The sequence below is a fragment of the Pseudoalteromonas sp. 31A1 genome (assembly GCF_011378815.1).
Taxonomy (GTDB): Bacteria; Pseudomonadota; Gammaproteobacteria; order Enterobacterales; family Alteromonadaceae; genus Pseudoalteromonas; species Pseudoalteromonas arctica.
The window spans coordinates 118,304-135,956 of record NZ_WTKY01000005.1 but is presented as its reverse complement, the minus strand read 5'-3'; the positions used below and the strand labels follow the sequence as shown (position 1 = coordinate 135,956).

Here is a 17,653-nt window from a genome sequence, read left to right as displayed (position 1 = left end):
TCCTGCATTAGAGTATTTGCTCAATTGTTAAAGCGCCTTACTTAGATTAAGGTTAATAAAAATATAATTATAAACAGGGGCTAAGAGTGGAAAAAATCTGGCTTAAGCGCTACCCAGAGGGTATGCCTGAAACAATCGATCCTGAGCATTACAACTCGTTACTCGAAGTGTTCGAAAAAAGTTTTTCTGATTACAAAGATCTACCTGCATTTACTAATATGGGTAAAACGTTATCGTATGACGAAATTGACACCGCAACCAAAAAAGTTGCTTCCTATATTCAAAATGATTTGGGTCTTAAAAAAGGTGACAAAGTTGCCGTAATGATGCCTAACTTACTGCAAACACCAGTCACAATTTTAGGTGTTTTGCGTGCAGGTTGTGTGGTTGTAAATGTTAACCCACTTTATACTGTGCGCGAATTAGAGCATCAGTTAAAAGATTCCGACACTACCGCTATTTTCATTCTAGCAAACTTTGCTGACACGCTCGAAAAGTCACTTGCTCATACCGATGTTAAACACATTGTAGTAACGCAAGTAGGCGATATGGTTGGCGGGCTTAAAAAGCATATAGTTAACTTTGTTGTGAAGCACATTAAAAAAATGGTGCCAAAATTCAACTTACCGAACACAATTAACTTTTCAGACGTTTTAGCTGCGGATGAAGCTAAATACACGCGTCCTGAAATGAGCTTGTCTGATCTTGCTTTTTTACAGTACACCGGTGGCACAACAGGTGTATCTAAAGGTGCAATGCTTAGCCACGGTAATATGGTCGGTAACCTTGAGCAAGTTTCAGGTTGTTTAGATAAAGTGTTAAATCGTGGTACAGAAGTCGTTATTACTGCTTTACCGCTTTATCATATCTTTGCTTTAACAGCTAATTGCTTAACGTTTATGAAATACGGTGGCTTAAACGTACTTATTACTAATCCACGTGATATGCCTGGGTTTGTTAAAGAGCTTGGCCAACATAACTTCACCGCTATTACTGGCGTAAACACACTATTTAATGGTTTATTAAATACTCCAGGTTTTGCTGATCTAGATTTTAGCCACTTAAAAATGTCGTTAGGCGGTGGTATGGCGGTTCAACGTCCTGTTGCCGAAAAATGGCAAAAAGTGACTGGTTCAAAACTAATGGAAGGCTACGGACTTACTGAATGTGCTCCTTTAGTTACTATTAGTCCTTTTGATTTAAAAGCATACAATGGCTCTATTGGTTTACCTGCGCCTAATACCGATATTAAGTTAATGCTTGATAATGGTGAAGAAGCCGCAAAAGGCGAGCCAGGTGAGCTTTGGGTTAAAGGCCCGCAAGTAATGGTTGGTTATTACAAACGACCAGATGCAACCGCTGAATGTTTAAAAGACGGCTGGTTTGCTACAGGTGATATTGCGACTTATGATGATGAAGGTTTCTTCTTTATTGTAGATCGTAAAAAAGACATGATCATTGTATCTGGCTTTAATGTTTTTCCTAATGAGATTGAAGAAGTAGTGGCTATGCACGAAGGTGTACTAGAAGTAGCCGCTATTGGTATTCCTCATGATGTAAGTGGTGAACAAGTTAAAGTTTTTGTTGTGAAAAAAGACCCTTCTTTAACTGAAAAAGATATAATAAGTCACTGTCGTGAAAATTTAACTAATTACAAGGTCCCCAAACTGGTAGAGTTTAGGGATGAGTTACCTAAAACTAACGTAGGTAAGATACTCCGAAGAGCCTTGAAAGATTAGCAACCTATAAAAAAGCCGACATATGTCGGCTTTTTTATTGTAGGAGATTAAGTGCAATACCAATTGATCGAAACCCAAAATCAACTGAACACTTTTGTTGAACAAATAAAAAACAAACCTATTTTAGCTATCGATACTGAGTTTATGCGTCGTCGTACTTTGTATCCTGAAGTTGCACTTATCCAAGTTTTTGATGGTGAACACTTAGCACTTATAGATCCATTAGCTGAGCTTTCACTATTTGATTTTTGGGAAATACTAAAAGATCCCGCAGTTTTAAAAGTACTGCATTCTCCTTCAGAAGATATTGAAGTTTTTCAAAAGTACGCAGGCTTTGTTCCAGCCCCGTTATTTGATACACAATTTGCATTACAATTACTTGGTGAAGGCAACTGTATGGGTTTTGCCCTTATGGTAAAAGAGCTGCAAGGTATTGAAATAGATAAAAGTGAGTCACGTACTAATTGGCTACAACGCCCGTTAACTAAAAAACAACTAGATTACGCTGCCGCTGATACATTTCATTTATTACCATGTTTTGAGCTGATTATCGATCGCATTAATGCCGCTGGCTTTTTTGATATTGTAATAAACGAGAGTGAGCTGATTGCTAAAAAACGTGCATTTCAGACCCCAGACGAGCTTTTATATAAAGATATTAAAAATGCATGGCAACTTAAACCGCACGAATTAGCGGTGTTAAAAGAGCTTGCTGTATGGCGAAGAAACAAAGCCATTAAGAAAAATTTGGCACTTAATTTCGTGTTAAAAGAACATAACATGACTGAAATTGCTAAGCGCGGCCCTTCAAGTTTAAACGCTCTTAGGCAAATTCCAGGTGTTGAGGCTATTGAAGTTAATCGCTCTGGTGTAGATATAATAAAGTGTATTGAAGTTGCTAAAGAAGTCCCAGATGCTGAGCATCCAGATGTGCTTAAGCGCTTAATTGATTTTCCTACCTATAAAAAAGTAGCGAAAGATATAAAACAAAAAATCACTAAAGTAGCTAAAGAGCACAATATACCAGAAGACGTTATGGCCTCTAAAAAGCAAATCAATCAATTGATTAGTTGGAATTGGAAGTTAACGCCTGATCAAAAACAGAGTCATATAAAGCCTGACTTACTGAGCTCTTGGCGATATACCTACGTTAAAGATGCTTTAAAAGAGTGGGATACTTAACGCTAAATATATACCTTTAACTGTGTGATAAGGGTCTTTTGATTCATATTACATGGTTAAAAAGTTTTAGTTGAGCGCAGGTATTAAAGCGTAGGTATTCACACAGTAATTATTACAAAGTAAATACAAATAAAAAGGGCGCTTATAAAGCGCCCTTTCTTCGATTACTTTTTTTCTTCATCAGGTAGTGTAACGTTTAGCTCAAGTACGGCTAAATCGTCTTCGTTCTGATCGAACTGAACCTGAACTGCATCGCTACTTACGTTCACGTATTTACGGATCACATCTAAAATATCTTGTTTTAATTGTGGTAAGTAATCCGGCGTTCCTCGTTGAGAACGCTCGTGCGCGACAATGATCTGCAATCGCTCTTTTGCTAATGACGCACTGTTTTTCTTTTCTGAGCGGAAGTAGTCAAGTAAAGACACGTTAACCTCCAAAAATCCGTTTAAATAAGCCTTTTTTCTCAACGTCTAAGAAGCGAAAATCGACAGTTTCACCTAGTAGGCGATTAATTGCGTCAGAGTAAGCTTGGCCTGCATCAGATTCTGTATCTAATATAACAGGTTGGCCTGAGTTTGAAGCACTTAACACCGCTTGCGATTCAGGGATCACACCTAGCAGTGGAATAGATAGAATATCTTGTACGTCTTCTACCGATAGCATTTCACCTTTTTCAACACGACTAGGATTATAGCGTGTTAATAGTAAGTGTTCTTTAATGTTTTCTAGGCCTTCTTCAGCTCGTTTTGATTTGCTGTGTAGAATACCTAAAATACGATCTGAATCTCGAACTGACGACACTTCTGGATTTGTTGTCACGATTGCTTCGTCAGCAAAGTACATTGCCATCATAGCGCCAGCTTCAATACCTGCTGGTGAATCACATACTATGTAATCAAAGTCTTCTTTTAATTCGTTTAGTACGCGCTCAACACCTTCACGGGTTAATGCATCTTTATCACGAGTTTGTGAAGCGGGTAGTAAAAATAATTTATCTACACGTTTATCTTTAATTAGCGCCTGGTTAAGTTTTGCCTCACCATTTATTACGTTTACAAAGTCATAAACAACACGGCGTTCACAACCCATAATTAAATCTAAGTTACGTAAACCAATATCAAAGTCGATAATAACTGTTTTATAGCCTTTTAACGCTAAGCCTGTGCCAATTGCAGCACTTGATGTTGTTTTGCCAACACCGCCTTTACCAGAGGTAACGACAATTACTTTTGCCATGAGATTTATCCTTTAACCAAAGCTGAAATTTCTAATGATTCGTCTTTTTGTTGTATTTGCACTGCATTTCCCCAATGTTCACCTTGTAGCGAATCACTGATCCAGTAGTTACCATCTATTGAAACTAGTTCGGCTTCAAGTTTTTGGCAAAAAATGTGTGCTTCTTTAAAACCTTTTGCGCCTGCAATAGCGCGGCCGCGTAACGTGCCATATATATGTACATTACCATCGGCAATAACTTCAGCGCCGTGACTTACTGCACCAAGCACGATTAAATCGCGGTCTTTAGCATAAACTTGCTGGCCAGAGCGAACGGTACCGCTAATAATTTGCGCCGGCAAATGCACTGTTTTTTCTACAATAGACGTATTAGCCTCTTGTTTAACAGGTTCGCTCTTAACGTCTTGTGAATAATTTAAAACAGATAAGCCAGCCGCTTTAGCTTGGGCATGTTGCTCATCAGAGCCATTACACACACCAACTGCATTAAAGCTCATGCGCTCAATCAACGATTTTAAGTGTACAAAATCGAGTGAACTGTTTTTAACTTCAAGTAAATTAACAACAATAGGGGCACCTTCAAAAAACCTAGGTGCTTGGGCTATTTTTATATACAACTGTTCTGCTAGAAGGGCTATATCAGTACTATAAAGATGCAAAACTGATAACGTAAAAAGATTCCCTTTTAACTCAAAAATTTGGTCCGACATACACGCTCAATTGAATTGTCTGATTAAAAATCAATATTAGATAAACGTAGGCTGAATAAGGCCTTTATTGAAATTTCTAATCTAAATTTTCTAACTTATTATTACTCTCATGTTATAGTGTGCAGCATTGTTAAGCAAGAATTTATAGGGTCATAATGCTCACTGCTGTATATAAAAGTAAGAAAAAAGCGGATACCTTCTTATTTGTTGAAAAAAGAGATGATTTTAGTAAAGTTCCGGAACCTTTAATGGTCATGTTTGGTCAACCTCATTACGTTATGATCATAAACTTAGCTAAACGTGAACATTTAGGTGGAGCCGATTTAGAAACTGTAAAAGCAGCATTATCAAACCCTGATAAAGGCTACTACTTACAAATTCCACCGCCAGAGGAAAACTTGCTAAGTCAATTACGAAAAGAAAATGGAGTTGATAGTGATTAAAAAACTGACCGTTTTATTATGTGGAGTTTGCTTAAGCGGCTCTGTAATGGCTAAAACACAAGCTGAGTTTCAAACATATTTAACTGATTTAAAGCAAGAAGCGATATCTAAAGGTTACGAAGCGAAGCTTATTGATGATGCTTTTGCAACAGCAACCTATAAAGAGAAAGTGGTGTCGGCTGATAAAAACCAGCCAGAAGTAAAAGAAACACTTGAAACGTATTTACCAAAACGTGTACCTCAATGGAAAATTGATCGTGCACGTAAGCTCTACGCAGAAAACAAAGAGGTACTTGAACAAGTAGCTAAAGAGTTCGGCGTACAAGCTCGTTTTATAGTGGCACTTTGGGGACTTGAAAGTAATTTTGGTACCATTCAAGGTGGCCATAATGTTATTTCATCTTTAGTGACGCTTGCTTTTGATGGACGCAGAGAAGCGCTTTATAAACGCCAGCTTTGGGCAGCACTGGATATTTTAAAATCGGGTCACATTACCTTAGATAAATTTAAAGGGTCGTGGGCTGGTGCTATGGGGCAAACACAATTTATGCCTACATCGTTCAACGCTTACGCGGTTGATTACAATAACGATGGTCGTAAAGACATTTGGACCACAAAAGAAGATGCTTTTGCTTCAATTGCTAATTATTTAAAGCAAGAAGGGTGGAACGATTCGCTTACTTGGGGACGCCAAGTTCAGTTACCTGAAAACTTTGATAGTAAATATGTTTTAGTACGTGGTACTAAAACACGTAAGCAGTGGTTAGAGTATTGGAATGACTCAGAGCGTTCATTAGCTGATTGGCAAGCACTGGGTGTTCGTAAAGCCGATGGTTCTGATTTACCTAATGTAGACGTACGTGCTGCACTGGTTATGCCTGATGACATAAATGGACGCATGTACTTAGCGTACGATAACTACAAAGTGTTTATGCACTGGAATCGCTCGTATTACTTTGCCACCAGCGTAGGTTATTTGTCAGATAGAATTGGATATCCAAAAATCTAATTATTAAAATATGTATATAAATAAAGCCGCAATTGCGGCTTTATTCTTTCTTAAAAATCTTATCTTTTAGGTCAATAACTTTTCCAATACCAGAGCCTAGCTTCATCAGCTTATTGAGTTGTTCTGGCGTTAAACGTTGTAGCTCTGATGACCATTTTGTTACGGTTTCAAGCAGGTTATGAATTTCACCCATTTGTTTTTGCGCGTATAGTTCGTCGTCGTTACTGGCTTCGTCTAATAAGTTATCGCGCAGCAATGTTAGGGTGGGCTCAACTTCGCGTTTTTTACGTTCTTCAAATACACGATTAGCCATATCCCAAATATCGCCAGCAGGGGCGTAGTACTCTTTTCGATCGCCTGGAATATGCTGTACTTTAATCAATTGCCACGATTGCAGTTCTTTAATACCCATACTTACATTACCGCGAGAAATACTAAGCGCATCAGCAATCTCGTTGGCTGTCATCGGGTTTTTAGTAATAATCAGCAAACCACACATTTGCCCGATTGTACGATTAAATCCCCAGCGGCTGCCCATCTCACCACAATGCATTACGAAGGCAAAATTCTTTTCGGATAAACTCATTGCTTAATAACTTTCAGTAATTTCAGAAACTAAATGCTAGCACGCTCATTTTGGATAGCAAGTTCTTAGCCACTTTATAAATCAATTTAAACGACTAAAGTATGATTTAGATTAATATTCATACATCTATATTGGGATATGTTGTACACACAACAGTGCGTAAATAAATCCTTTTTTATTTTTTCAAATACGATGGAATGACTATGAAAGCTGCAATTAATAATGAATACAAAGGTAAATTACAAATAACAGACTTACCAATCCCTGAGGTTGGAATAAATGATGTTTTAGTTAAAATAGCGGCCTGTGGTGTTTGCCATACTGATTTACATGCCTGCCATGGTGATTGGCCAGTAAAACCTAAAATGCCATTAGTACCAGGGCATGAAGGTGTTGGTGTTATTGATAAAGTTGGTAGCAACATAAAGCATTTAAAAGTTGGCGACAGAGTGGGTGTTCCTTGGCTTTATAGTGCATGCGGACACTGTGAGTTTTGCTTAGATGGTAAAGAAACACTGTGTTTATCGCAGCATAATACTGGCTATTCTATTGATGGTAGTTATGCAGAGTATTGCTTAGCGCATGGTGATTACGTTGTAAAAATACCAGAAGGACTCGGGTTTTCTGAGGCTGCTCCATTATTTTGCGCAGGTGTTACAACGTATAAAGCATTAAAAGTATCCGGTGCTAAACCGGGGCAATGGGTTGCTATTGTTGGTGTAGGTGGGCTTGGTCATTTAGCAGTACAGTACGCTAAAGCAATGGGCTTTAATGTAATAGCTGTTGATACAGGTAAAGAAAAGCTCGCACTTGCTAAAGAGCTTGGCGCAGATATAACCCTCGACTTTAAAGAAGTTGTTCCTAGCGAAGCTATTTTTGAACAAGTTGGTGGCGCGCATGGCGTTGTGTGTACTGCGGTATCTAAAGCTGGGTTTGAACAAGCTTATAAAAGTGTACGCCGTGGTGGTAAATGTGTATTAGTGGGATTACCTCCAGAGGATATGCCACTGCCTATTTTTGATACCGTACTTAATGGCGTATCAGTAGTGGGATCTATTGTCGGTACACGTAAAGATTTACAAGAATGTTTAGAGTTTGCCGCTCAAGGTAAAGTAAAAGCGATTATTGAAGAAAAGCGTTTAGAGGACATTAATGAAATTTTTGATGATATGCTCAAAGGTGAAATTAACGGCCGCATAGTAGTTACTATTTAATCTAAATTAAGCGTTTATAAAACACAAAAAAAGCACGGCTTCTAAATTAGAAAACCGTGCTTTTTAAATACTAAACCAATTAAAGTGTGTAACTAAAACTTAGTTTTGCATTACGCTCTTCGCCTGGCATACCACCTAAAAACATTGCTTTTGAGTAATATTTTTTGTTGAATAAGTTATTTAAGTTTAACTGCATATGCCATTTATCAGTTGTATACGATACCGCTGTATCGTAAATCGTGTAACTTGGTACATAACCATCAGGAATCGAGAATGAACTTGAATTAGTACTTCTGTTATCTACAAACGTAATACCACCACTTATATTTACAGCTTCAGGTAAGTTAAACATATCTGCGTAGTAAGTTACCCACGTGCTCGCTGTTACGTAAGGCACACCTTTTTGGCGTGTGTCGTAACTGCTGCTATTAGGATTACTTTTGTCACGTGCATCTTGATAAATACCGTTTATGTTTACTTTCCACTTATCATTTAGGTAAGCATTTAAATCAAGTTCTATACCTTTGGTTTCTTCTTTACCGTCATAAAAGCTCTCAACTACGTTGTCGGCAGAAACACCTGCTTCATATAATGGATTGCTATACTCTAAATTTGTACGCGAGCTTTCAAATACAACAATTGAAGCAAGTAGCTGATCGTCAAACGCTTTAAATCTAAAACCTAAATCGTTACTTAATGACTCAGAATCTTCTCTGTCGGCTTCGTTACCTGCAACAGAGCCTAAAACACTGTAAGCAGTACGACCTTTTGAATGATTTACAAATACAGATAAATCTTCAGTTGGCTGATACGTTGCACCTAAATTATACGTTAAACCGCTATCTGAAGTATTCGCTTCAGGTGTTGGGTCTGCATTGCTTGAACTATAGCGCTCATCTACACCAAAGTGCTCGTAAGTTTGCTCAATACGGTTATAAGCAACACCTACGCGCGTTGTAAGCTCTTCAGTTATATAACCTACGTGTTGAATGCCTAAGCCCCATGCTTGTACTTTTTTATTGTAGTCGCTGGTTTTAAGTGGATCGAAGTCATCAAAGTTGCCAGATGGCCAATTTGGTTCTCTTATATCGTAAATATACGGCAATGAACCTTGGTACGTTACATCACCATCATTGTTTGTGAGTACGTAATCTTGATCCCATATTGAGAATTGTTTAAAACGAATATCTCTATCTTCGTAGTTTGCGTTAACAAGCAATTCGTTATCTACGTCGCCTAACATAAAGTCATAACGTAAATCTAAAAAGTACTGCCATGATTTTTCATCTGCTTCTACTTGGCGGTATTCTTGGCGGCGTGCTGCATACGGGTAAAGTACACCGTCTTCAACTAACGGAGCACGTGGGTCATTATTTATAATTCCATCACGAGTAGAGTAAACGTAGTTATAAGCACCTGTTTGGCGCGCAAAACTTGATGTGTAGTTACGGTACTGTAGTTGCTGGTTTAAAAACAAATCGTCAGTAATGTAATAGTTATGCGTTAATTTAAAACGCAGTTCTTCACCTTCGTTAGCATCAGCCATTGGTGAAATAATACCATTTGTGCCAAAGCTATAAGGTGTTAATCCATCAGATGCAGATAGCGAATTAGCAAGTTGGTCGCGTTGTGCATCACTTAACTGTACGCCGCTTCCTGTCGGATCGTTTACTAAATCGGCACCGGTTACTTCACCCGCGCTTAAACCATTTGCAGTTTCTGCATTGTAAATACGAATAGGGTGGCCAATAGAATCAACCGCTATTTCATCTTTTATATATGCTGCAGAAAGCATGATGTTTTGTCTGTCGTTTAGTACGTATTTAAGCGAGGTATAAATTTCGTCGCGATCTTCTTTTAAATCGCGAAAGCCGTCACTTGACGCTGTTTTAGCCATTACACGATAGGCCAAGTCATCTGTTATAGCGTTAGTGCTATCAAACGATAATGAATAGCTATCCCACTGGCCAAGCTCAGCCGATACTTTGTGTTTTTCTTCAAACTCTGGCTTTTTCTCTATTAGGTTAATTACGCCACCCGCACTACCAATGCCATATAAACCTGTTGCTGGGCCTTTTAAAACCTCAACAGATTCAACATTTGTAAGTGAACGAGTTGGGTTAAATGTATTACCCAGGCCTGCACCACCATACATACCATCGTAGGTGTAGTTTGCATCTAAACCACGAATTACTAAGTTATCACCAATACCGTAGTTATTACCTGCTTGTGTTAAACCACTTACGTTTCTAACTAAATCTTGTAGGCTATCTACACCTTGAGATTCAATAAGTTCACGGTCAATAATCACAACCGGTGCAGGTGTTTCCATTAAAGACATGTCTGATTTAGTAGCAAGACCTGAGCTCATCACCACGCGGTTTTGTTTTTCGTATACGCTGATGCGTTCAATATCAGCATCAACTTGTGTATTTTGGGCAAATGCCATATTTGCATTTAAACAAGCAAGAGTAATAAGAGAGTACTTAAACGTTTTCATAGAGTGATAACTATTCGCGTTATTGAATTTGCGCGAATGATAATGGTTATTGTTTTTAAAGTGAATAGAAAGTTCATTTTATTTGATTAAATAAAACTGTTCGGATAATTAATAAACAAAACCAAGCCTAACAAAGGTACGTTGTACCTTTATTAGGATGTTTGAGATGGGTGAGGGGTTTATTAAGACTAAGTAAGCTCAGCCTTAATAGTGTGTATTTACAATTGGTTTTTATAAACAACACCTGCTTTCATTACAAAGGGTACTGACTCTAAGGTTTTAATGTTTTTAAGCGGGTTTTCTTTCACAGCAATTATATCAGCAGCAAATCCGGTTTTAATTTGCCCTAACTGAGTATCCATTTTTAATAACTTAGCGCTATTAATAGTGGATGCTTGAATGGCTTGTAGTTCTGTCATGCCAAATTCAACCATGCGGCTAAACTGTTTTGCATTATCTCCGTGCGGGTAAATTGCTGCATCCGTTCCAAAGACCATTTTCACACCCGCTTTTACAGCACGGCTAAAGCTATCACGTTGCCTTTTAGAAACTTGGCGTTCTTTATTTAGATTTTCTTCGCCTACGCCGTTTTGCTCGCCATAAGTTAGCGTGTATTCGGTGTTATAAATATCCATAGAAAGCCAAGTTCCATGCTCTTTGGCAAGGGCTATGGCTTCGTCATCTAAAAAGCTGGCGTGCTCTACGCTATCAACACCTGCTTTAATGGCTGTTTTAATCCCGCTTGTACCGTGTGCATGAGCTGCAACAGGTAAATCTCGCATATGGGCTTCATCAACAATGGCTTTCATTTCTTCAAAAGAATACTGCTGTGCACCTACTTTAGTCCCTTTTGAAAATACTCCACCTGTGGCGCAAAACTTAATAGCGTTTGCCCCGTATTTAATGTTTTCGCGTACTTTTATACGCGCAGCCCATGGACCGTCTGCGACGCCACTTGAAGTATATTTAAGCTCAGGAGGTAGGCGGTTGTTATCACAGTGCCCGCCGGTAATTCCGAGTGATGGCCCCGCAGCCCAAATACGAGGGCCAACTATGTCACCCGCATTTATGCCGTCACGCACCGCTATAACGCTGTAACCTTCTGCGCCAACATTACGAACTGTTGTAAATCCGGCTTCTAAGGTTTTTTTAGCAAAATAAGCCGCTTTAATTGCCATTCTAGGAACTGACTGGCCTAAACGTTCACTGCGTGGAACCGTTGGATCGCTGGTTAAATGCACATGCATATCCATCAAACCTGGCATAAGGGTTAAATCAGGTAGTTGAATATATTTATCATCTTTAGTCAGCGTTGGTTTTTTATTTTGTTCAATGTTTGTAATTACGCCATCATTAATAGTAATTAAGGGGGATTTAATGAGCTTGCCATCTTCAACATCAACCATGGCTTTAGCCGATAAGTAAGTAACGGCATGGGTATTAAAAGTGGTTAAGCAAAGTAAGGCAATAGAGGTACTGAGTAGTCGTTTTTTCATTTTATTTTTCTTTTAAATCATATTTGAATTAATAGAAATGTAACAAGTTCAGATAAAAGTGCAAATTTAATACGATGAATGCAATCTGTCGTAATTTCTTTATTAAGCGCTGTTAAATGCGCATAATTAAAAAACGATATTAAAAAGGATTATCATGAAATCAATTAAATTAGCATTAGTTGCCAGTGGCGTTATGTTTGCTTTAAGTGGCTGTATGAATACTGGGCTTAATACAAGCACTAACACCAGTGCGCAGCTAAACACAGTTAACGCATCGGCAGGTATTGTTTCAGAGCTTTCGGCAGAGCAACAGCTTGATGTACTTGTTGCACAGTATTACGATGAATCGCTTACATATAGCCCTATAAGCGCAACGTACAGTGGCCGTAACGAGTTTAACGATCAATTTACGCCAGCTATCTCAAAAGAAAATAGAGCAAAAAAAGCGGCTTTTTATAAAAAATATCAACAGCGATTAAACTTTATAGATAAAGCACAGTTAACAGGGCAGTCGCTTTTAAGTTTTGAAATATTAGAGCGCGACCTTGCACTAAAATTAGAGGGCATGCAGTTTCCTGATTATTTATTACCAATTAATCAAATGGCGGGTGCGCATAACACGTTTGCAGGTTTTGGCTCAGGTCAAAGCGCTCAGCCGTTTAATTCAGTTGAAGATTACACTGCTTTTATGTCGCGCAGCGAAGGTTTTGTAAAGTGGCTTACTAGTGTAGAGCGCTCAATGGCTCAAGGTATTAAACTAGGTATTACCTTGCCAAAGCCTCTGGCTGAAAAACTGCAACCACAATTTGCGGCTCATGTAGTTAAAAATGCTGAAGACTCACTATTTTGGGGACCAATTAAAAAATTACCAGAATCGTTTAGCGCACAGCAAAAGCAAAAAATTACAGCGCAGTATCGCGAACTGATTATGCAGCACTTACTACCGGCTTATAAAAGCATGAGTGACTTTTTAGCTAATCAGTATATTCCTAATAGCCGTGAGAGCGTTGGTTATAGTGATTTACCAAACGGTAAAGCATGGTACGAATACCAAATTAAGAAAAACACGACGCTTAGCTTATCTGCAGACGAAATTCATGAGATTGGTTTAAGTGAAGTGTCGCGCATTTTAAGCGAAATGAAAAAAGTAAAGGAAACCGTAGGCTTTAAAGGCGAGTTATCTGATTTTTTTGACCACTTACGTAATTCAGACGAGTTTTACTATAATACGCCTGAGGAGCTAATTGCGGCATATGAAAACGTTAAGAAAAAAATAGATGCGCGTTTGCCTCTGCTTTTTAACATAGCACCAAAAGCACCTTACGTTGTAAAAGCGGTTGAAGCTTACAGAGCGCAGTCGGCTGCAGGTGCGTCGTATGCATCTCCTGCACCTGATGGCTCTCGCCCAGGCATTTTTTATATCAATACGTATAACTTAAAAGCACAGCCGAAATTTTTACTCGAAACCTTATCTATTCACGAAGCTGCGCCAGGACATCACTTTCAAATAGCTCTGCAACAAGAAATAGACGGCTTACCTGACTTTCGCAAATTTGGTGGTTACACCGTATTTGCAGAAGGTTGGGCACTTTACGCAGAAAGCTTAGGCAAAGAGCTAGGCTTATTTACCGACCCTTACATGTGGTACGGGCGTTTATCAGACGAGCAATTACGTGCAATGCGTTTAGTGCTTGATACTGGTTTTCATGCAAAAGGGTGGACGCGTCAGCAGGGTATTGATTACATGCTTGCTAACTCATCTATGGCTAAAAGTGACGTAATAGCTGAAGTTGAGCGTTATATTGCATGGCCGGGGCAGGCGCTTTCTTACAAGTTAGGGCAGTTTAAAATCCAAGAACTACGTGATTATTCTAAAAAAGAACTCGGCGATAAATTTGATATTAAAGCGTTCCACACGCAAATATTAATTGATGGTGCATTACCAATGCCAATTTTAGAGGAAAAAATTAAGCGTTGGGTTAAATCGCAAAGCTAATTTTTAGCGCAAAGCCAGTACTTTGAAAGGGTATTGGCTTTGCGCCATTTGCAGCAATACGGTAGAATGCGCGCTCTTTAGGGGGCACGAGTAAACTATGTTTGATCAACAATTAGCAAATACACAATTTTGGCTTAAAAAAAGCTTAAGCGACATGAGTCAAAACGAATGGGAAGCCATTTGTGATGGATGCGGAAAATGTTGTTTAAATACGTTTATTGATAGCGAAGATGAAGACGAATTTACCGCCACCGATCAGTTACGTGAAGGTGAGCAGTTAATATTTACTAATATTGTGTGTCAGTATCTTGATAACAACACCTGTGGTTGTAGCGAGTACGAAAACCGCCAAACGCTTGTTCCTTCTTGTGTAAAACTCACAAAAGAAAACCTTAAAGACATCTTTTTTATGCCGCAAAGTTGCAGTTACCGCCGTTTACACGAAGGGCGTGGCTTGGCTTCTTGGCATCCGTTATTAAATAATGGCGATAAAACAAAAATGCACGAGTTAGGGATTTCTGTAAAAGATAAAACAGTAAAAGATTGCGATGTAAAGCTAGACGACTTTGATTTATACATTGCAGAGTGGCCAACAAAGGACGCTGATTAATGAGCAAACAACAAGCGGTAATTGGTTTAATTAATCCTAAAAGCCCGACTAATGTTGGTGGCGTATTGCGTGCTGCAGGGTGTTACGACGCTAAACAGGTTTTTTTTACTGGTAATCGTTATTTAAACGCCAAGAAATTTCATACCGACACAAAAAATGTACTTGAGCGTATCCCGCTTACCGAAACTGATAGTTTAGAAGTAGTAAAGCCAGAGGGTGCAACCGTTGTTGTTATTGAACTTATTGAAGGTGCAACGCCTTTACCTGAGTTTAAACACCCTGAAAATGCATTTTATATATTTGGTCCTGAAGACGGCTCAATCCCAAAAGATGTTTTAAAGTGGTGCGATGAGGTTGTTTATATTCCCACTATTGGCTGTATGAACCTAGCGGCAACCTGTAATGTAGTTTTGTACGACCGATTAGCTAAATTAGGCGGCGTTGAGAGCAGCGATACAACAATTATAAGCTCGCGCGATACAAATAATAAAATGAAATGGGAAAAAGCATCTGATTAAGGTTTATCAGTGCAAAAAGTTTAGTTGTAACTAAACTTAAAAACATGATTAATCATAAATAGATTTTTACATGCGCTGGTTTTATTTTATATTATTACTGACAAGTAGTAATTGTTTTGCAGAAACGTCAGTTGAATATTATCAAAATGGTATTCAACATGTTTTAAATGGGCATTATCACAAATCAGGAGTGCTCTATGAAGCGAAAACTCCCAAACAAACACTCCATTTAGCCACACTCGACTGGCCTCCTTATATTGGTAGTAATTTATGTAATAAAGGATGGGTTTATCAGTTTTCTATTGCCTTATTAAATAGTAAGGGCTACAGCGTATATATTGAATTTTTGCCTTGGGCAAGAGCTGTACGAAATGTAGAACTAGGCAAAGCTGATATATTAATGCCTGAATACTTTATAGAAGATACAGCCCCCTCCGATTATGTTAATGGTAAAACACGTCGAGAATTACTTGGTTTATCTAATTCGTTTAAAGGTGGCGAAATTGCATTTTTAAAACGAAAAGGTGATAAGGATCGTTTCACTGGAAACTTAAAATCGCTTAAAGGGCAAAAAATTGGGGTTGTTCGTGGGTATCAAAACACACCTGAGTTTGATGCCATGATGGATAATAATGAGTTTGAAATTATTACCTCTGTTGATGATTTACAGCTTGTTCAGCTTCTGGTTGCTAAACGTGTTGATTTGATTATAGGCGACCCTCAAGTTCTTAAATTCTCAGTAACTTATTCTTCTTTAACTAAACCTGAAAAACAATCTTTGCTTTCTTCTATTGAGCAAGAAAGCATTCCTCTGCAATACAACCCTTTATATTTTGCTATTAGTAAGCTTACACCTAAATGGCTTTTAGTCTTAGAGGACATAAATGAAGGGCTTTATCAGTTTCATAATAGTGGCGAGATAGAGCGTATTATCAATATGACAAATACTCAATGCAAGCCATAAAATTGGAACGTTCCTTTGTTGCGCTGACTAATTTATATATAAACATGTAGAATCGTTTTCAACTTGTTAATGGAGTGAAAACGACGTGAGTGAAATAAATACAAATCAATCATTCGCGGTCAACGAACAGCCAAATAAAAATTATCTGTTTCCACTGACTGCAATGACGACCCTATTTTTTTTATGGGGTTTTATTACTGTTTTAAACGATGTACTAATACCACGATTAAAAGGCGTATTTGATTTAAGCTTTTTTGAAGCGATGCTAGTACAGTTTTGCTTTTTTGGTGCTTATTTTATTGTTTCTATCCCTGCGGGGATTTTAGTTAAGCAGTTTGGTTATAAAAAAGGGATTTTAACTGGTTTAATTGTAGCTTCAATTGGGTGCATGTTGTTTTATCCTGCTGTTGTAGTACATGAATATTGGCTATTTTTGAGCGCTTTATTTGTACTTGCCGCTGGTGTAACGGTGCTTCAGGTTTCTGCCAATCCTTATGTTGCAGCTCTTGGGAGCGAAAAAACAGCTTCTTCTCGTTTAAATTTGGCACAAGCACTTAATGCGCTTGGTACTACCGTTGGGCCTTATGTAGGTGGTTTATTATTTTTTGGTACAGCGGGTAGTCTAGCTGCCTCTGCAGCAACCGCTGAGTCTGTAAAAGTGCCTTATTTAATGCTCGCTGGTGCCTTATTACTTATCGCTATTATATTTGCCTTTATAAAGCTTCCAGAAATTGAAGCCCATAAAGAGGAAAATAATGCTGCAGTAGAATCTCGTTCATTAACTCAAGCACCGCACTTAACTATGGGTGTACTTGCTATATTTTGCTACGTAGGCGGGGAAGTTGCCATTGGCAGCTTTTTAGTTAATTACTTTGGTGAGGCGCACATTGCAGGGCTTGAAGAGCATACTGCGGCTGCACTTATTAGTTATTACTGGGGCGGGGCAATGGTAGGACGTTTTATTGGCTCTGTATTATTACAAAAGATAGCACCTTCTAAAGCTATAGCGTTTAATGCATTTAGTATTATTGCGCTATTGCTGATCACTATTTTTACTCAAGGTGACGTCGCTTTATACTCAGTATTGGCAATTGGTTTATTTAACTCAATTATGTTCCCGACTATATTTTCAGTTGCTATTGAGCGACTAGGATCGTTGACCAGTAAAGGTTCTGGTTGGTTATGCTTAGCTATTGTAGGCGGTGCACTTGTACCATTACTTCAAGGCTTTATAGCCGATACAGTAAATATACAGCAAAGCTTTTTTGTTCCGATGCTCTGTTATATATTTATTGCTTGGTACGGTTTAAATGTTGTTCGCTTAGCAAATAAGTGGCAATAACAGACTATTAAATAGTGACTGAATACGTATTCAGTCACTTATAAATCTTCATTTACTAAGAACGTTCCATTTTAATAATCAAGCTCATCATTTTTTCTTTAAATT

The 17,653-nt window shown here is 38.3% G+C and carries 16 protein-coding genes; 10 read left to right on the top strand and 6 right to left on the bottom strand.

Annotation, left to right across the window (positions count from 1 at the left end; all coding sequences use genetic code 11):
- Nucleotides 1-86 precede the first annotated feature (86 nt).
- Together fadD and rnd are read left to right on the top strand one after the other, a co-directional pair.
- Complete coding sequence (fadD, locus tag GQR52_RS07245) at nucleotides 87-1,739, top strand: long-chain-fatty-acid--CoA ligase FadD (protein ID WP_165727984.1); 1,653 nt, start codon at nucleotides 87-89, stop codon at nucleotides 1,737-1,739.
- A gap of 51 nt (nucleotides 1,740-1,790) precedes the next feature.
- A complete protein-coding gene (gene rnd / locus GQR52_RS07240; protein ID WP_165727983.1) occupies nucleotides 1,791-2,921 on the top strand; it encodes a ribonuclease D in 1,131 nt (376 codons plus the stop codon).
- Between the two features lie 164 nt (nucleotides 2,922-3,085).
- Here the strand turns inward: rnd and minE are convergent, their stop codons facing one another.
- The 3 genes from minE to minC are packed head-to-tail and all read right to left on the bottom strand — an operon-like array spanning nucleotide 3,086 to nucleotide 4,870.
- The gene (gene minE, locus GQR52_RS07235) at nucleotides 3,086-3,349 is read right to left on the bottom strand and encodes a cell division topological specificity factor MinE (protein WP_007377619.1); all 264 of its coding nucleotides are present in this window, start codon (nucleotides 3,347-3,349) and stop codon (nucleotides 3,086-3,088) included.
- Nucleotide 3,350: 1 nt separating this feature from the next.
- The gene (minD, locus tag GQR52_RS07230; protein WP_165727982.1) at nucleotides 3,351-4,160 is read right to left on the bottom strand and encodes a septum site-determining protein MinD; all 810 of its coding nucleotides are present in this window, start codon (nucleotides 4,158-4,160) and stop codon (nucleotides 3,351-3,353) included.
- A 5-nt stretch (nucleotides 4,161-4,165) separates the two neighbouring features.
- Nucleotides 4,166-4,870, bottom strand: coding sequence for a septum site-determining protein MinC (minC, locus tag GQR52_RS07225; protein WP_165727981.1), 705 nt, complete (start codon nucleotides 4,868-4,870; stop codon nucleotides 4,166-4,168).
- A 155-nt stretch (nucleotides 4,871-5,025) separates the two neighbouring features.
- Between minC and GQR52_RS07220 the strand changes: the two genes are divergently transcribed.
- The gene (locus GQR52_RS07220) at nucleotides 5,026-5,313 is read left to right on the top strand and encodes a YcgL domain-containing protein (RefSeq protein ID WP_165727980.1); all 288 of its coding nucleotides are present in this window, start codon (nucleotides 5,026-5,028) and stop codon (nucleotides 5,311-5,313) included.
- Nucleotides 5,306-6,322 (top strand): lytic murein transglycosylase, encoded by a 1,017-nt coding sequence (locus GQR52_RS07215; protein WP_165727979.1) that lies wholly within the window; start codon nucleotides 5,306-5,308, stop codon nucleotides 6,320-6,322. Before GQR52_RS07220 ends, GQR52_RS07215 begins: the two co-directional genes overlap by 8 nt.
- 40 nt (nucleotides 6,323-6,362) lie before the next feature.
- Here GQR52_RS07215 and GQR52_RS07210 read toward each other — a convergent pair whose 3' ends face one another.
- A complete protein-coding gene (locus GQR52_RS07210; RefSeq protein ID WP_165727978.1) occupies nucleotides 6,363-6,908 on the bottom strand; it encodes a MarR family transcriptional regulator in 546 nt (181 codons plus the stop codon).
- A 203-nt stretch (nucleotides 6,909-7,111) separates the two neighbouring features.
- Here GQR52_RS07210 and adhP point away from each other — a divergent pair, with 203 nt between their 5' ends.
- Nucleotides 7,112-8,122 carry an alcohol dehydrogenase AdhP gene (gene adhP / locus GQR52_RS07205; protein WP_076924691.1) on the top strand — a complete coding sequence of 337 codons (1,011 nt, stop codon included), beginning with the start codon at nucleotides 7,112-7,114 and terminating at the stop codon, nucleotides 8,120-8,122.
- A gap of 79 nt (nucleotides 8,123-8,201) precedes the next feature.
- Here adhP and GQR52_RS07200 read toward each other — a convergent pair whose 3' ends face one another.
- Together GQR52_RS07200 and GQR52_RS07195 are read right to left on the bottom strand one after the other, a co-directional pair.
- Nucleotides 8,202-10,622 carry a TonB-dependent receptor gene (locus GQR52_RS07200; RefSeq protein ID WP_165727977.1) on the bottom strand — a complete coding sequence of 807 codons (2,421 nt, stop codon included), beginning with the start codon at nucleotides 10,620-10,622 and terminating at the stop codon, nucleotides 8,202-8,204.
- 218 nt (nucleotides 10,623-10,840) lie between these two features.
- Nucleotides 10,841-12,118 carry an amidohydrolase family protein gene (locus GQR52_RS07195; RefSeq protein ID WP_165727976.1) on the bottom strand — a complete coding sequence of 426 codons (1,278 nt, stop codon included), beginning with the start codon at nucleotides 12,116-12,118 and terminating at the stop codon, nucleotides 10,841-10,843.
- Between the two features lie 154 nt (nucleotides 12,119-12,272).
- Here GQR52_RS07195 and GQR52_RS07190 point away from each other — a divergent pair, with 154 nt between their 5' ends.
- The 5 genes from GQR52_RS07190 (at nucleotide 12,273) to GQR52_RS07170 (ending at nucleotide 17,548) form a co-directional block, all read left to right on the top strand.
- A complete protein-coding gene (locus GQR52_RS07190; protein WP_165727975.1) occupies nucleotides 12,273-14,114 on the top strand; it encodes a DUF885 domain-containing protein in 1,842 nt (613 codons plus the stop codon).
- Nucleotides 14,115-14,211: 97 nt separating this feature from the next.
- A complete protein-coding gene (locus tag GQR52_RS07185; RefSeq protein WP_165727974.1) occupies nucleotides 14,212-14,724 on the top strand; it encodes a YcgN family cysteine cluster protein in 513 nt (170 codons plus the stop codon).
- A complete protein-coding gene (locus tag GQR52_RS07180) occupies nucleotides 14,724-15,242 on the top strand; it encodes an RNA methyltransferase (protein ID WP_165727973.1) in 519 nt (172 codons plus the stop codon). The genes GQR52_RS07185 and GQR52_RS07180 overlap by 1 nt, the downstream gene beginning before the upstream one ends.
- Before the next feature lie 70 nt (nucleotides 15,243-15,312).
- Nucleotides 15,313-16,206 (top strand): transporter substrate-binding domain-containing protein, encoded by an 894-nt coding sequence (locus GQR52_RS07175; RefSeq protein WP_165727972.1) that lies wholly within the window; start codon nucleotides 15,313-15,315, stop codon nucleotides 16,204-16,206.
- An 85-nt stretch (nucleotides 16,207-16,291) separates the two neighbouring features.
- Complete coding sequence (locus GQR52_RS07170) at nucleotides 16,292-17,548, top strand: sugar MFS transporter (RefSeq protein ID WP_165727971.1); 1,257 nt, start codon at nucleotides 16,292-16,294, stop codon at nucleotides 17,546-17,548.
- Nucleotides 17,549-17,653 lie beyond the last annotated feature (105 nt).

Coding starts and splice junctions, on each gene's coding strand:
- GQR52_RS07175 (WP_165727972.1), top strand. CDS start 15,313: ATGCGCTGGTTTTATTTTATATTATTACTGACAAGTAGTAATTGTTTT.
- GQR52_RS07190 (WP_165727975.1), top strand. CDS start 12,273: ATGAAATCAATTAAATTAGCATTAGTTGCCAGTGGCGTTATGTTTGCT.
- GQR52_RS07200 (WP_165727977.1), bottom strand. CDS start 10,622: ATGAAAACGTTTAAGTACTCTCTTATTACTCTTGCTTGTTTAAATGCA.
- GQR52_RS07180 (WP_165727973.1), top strand. CDS start 14,724: ATGAGCAAACAACAAGCGGTAATTGGTTTAATTAATCCTAAAAGCCCG.
- GQR52_RS07210 (WP_165727978.1), bottom strand. CDS start 6,908: ATGAGTTTATCCGAAAAGAATTTTGCCTTCGTAATGCATTGTGGTGAG.
- minC (WP_165727981.1), bottom strand. CDS start 4,870: ATGTCGGACCAAATTTTTGAGTTAAAAGGGAATCTTTTTACGTTATCA.
- minD (WP_165727982.1), bottom strand. CDS start 4,160: ATGGCAAAAGTAATTGTCGTTACCTCTGGTAAAGGCGGTGTTGGCAAA.
- GQR52_RS07185 (WP_165727974.1), top strand. CDS start 14,212: ATGTTTGATCAACAATTAGCAAATACACAATTTTGGCTTAAAAAAAGC.
- adhP (WP_076924691.1), top strand. CDS start 7,112: ATGAAAGCTGCAATTAATAATGAATACAAAGGTAAATTACAAATAACA.
- GQR52_RS07195 (WP_165727976.1), bottom strand. CDS start 12,118: ATGAAAAAACGACTACTCAGTACCTCTATTGCCTTACTTTGCTTAACC.
- GQR52_RS07220 (WP_165727980.1), top strand. CDS start 5,026: ATGCTCACTGCTGTATATAAAAGTAAGAAAAAAGCGGATACCTTCTTA.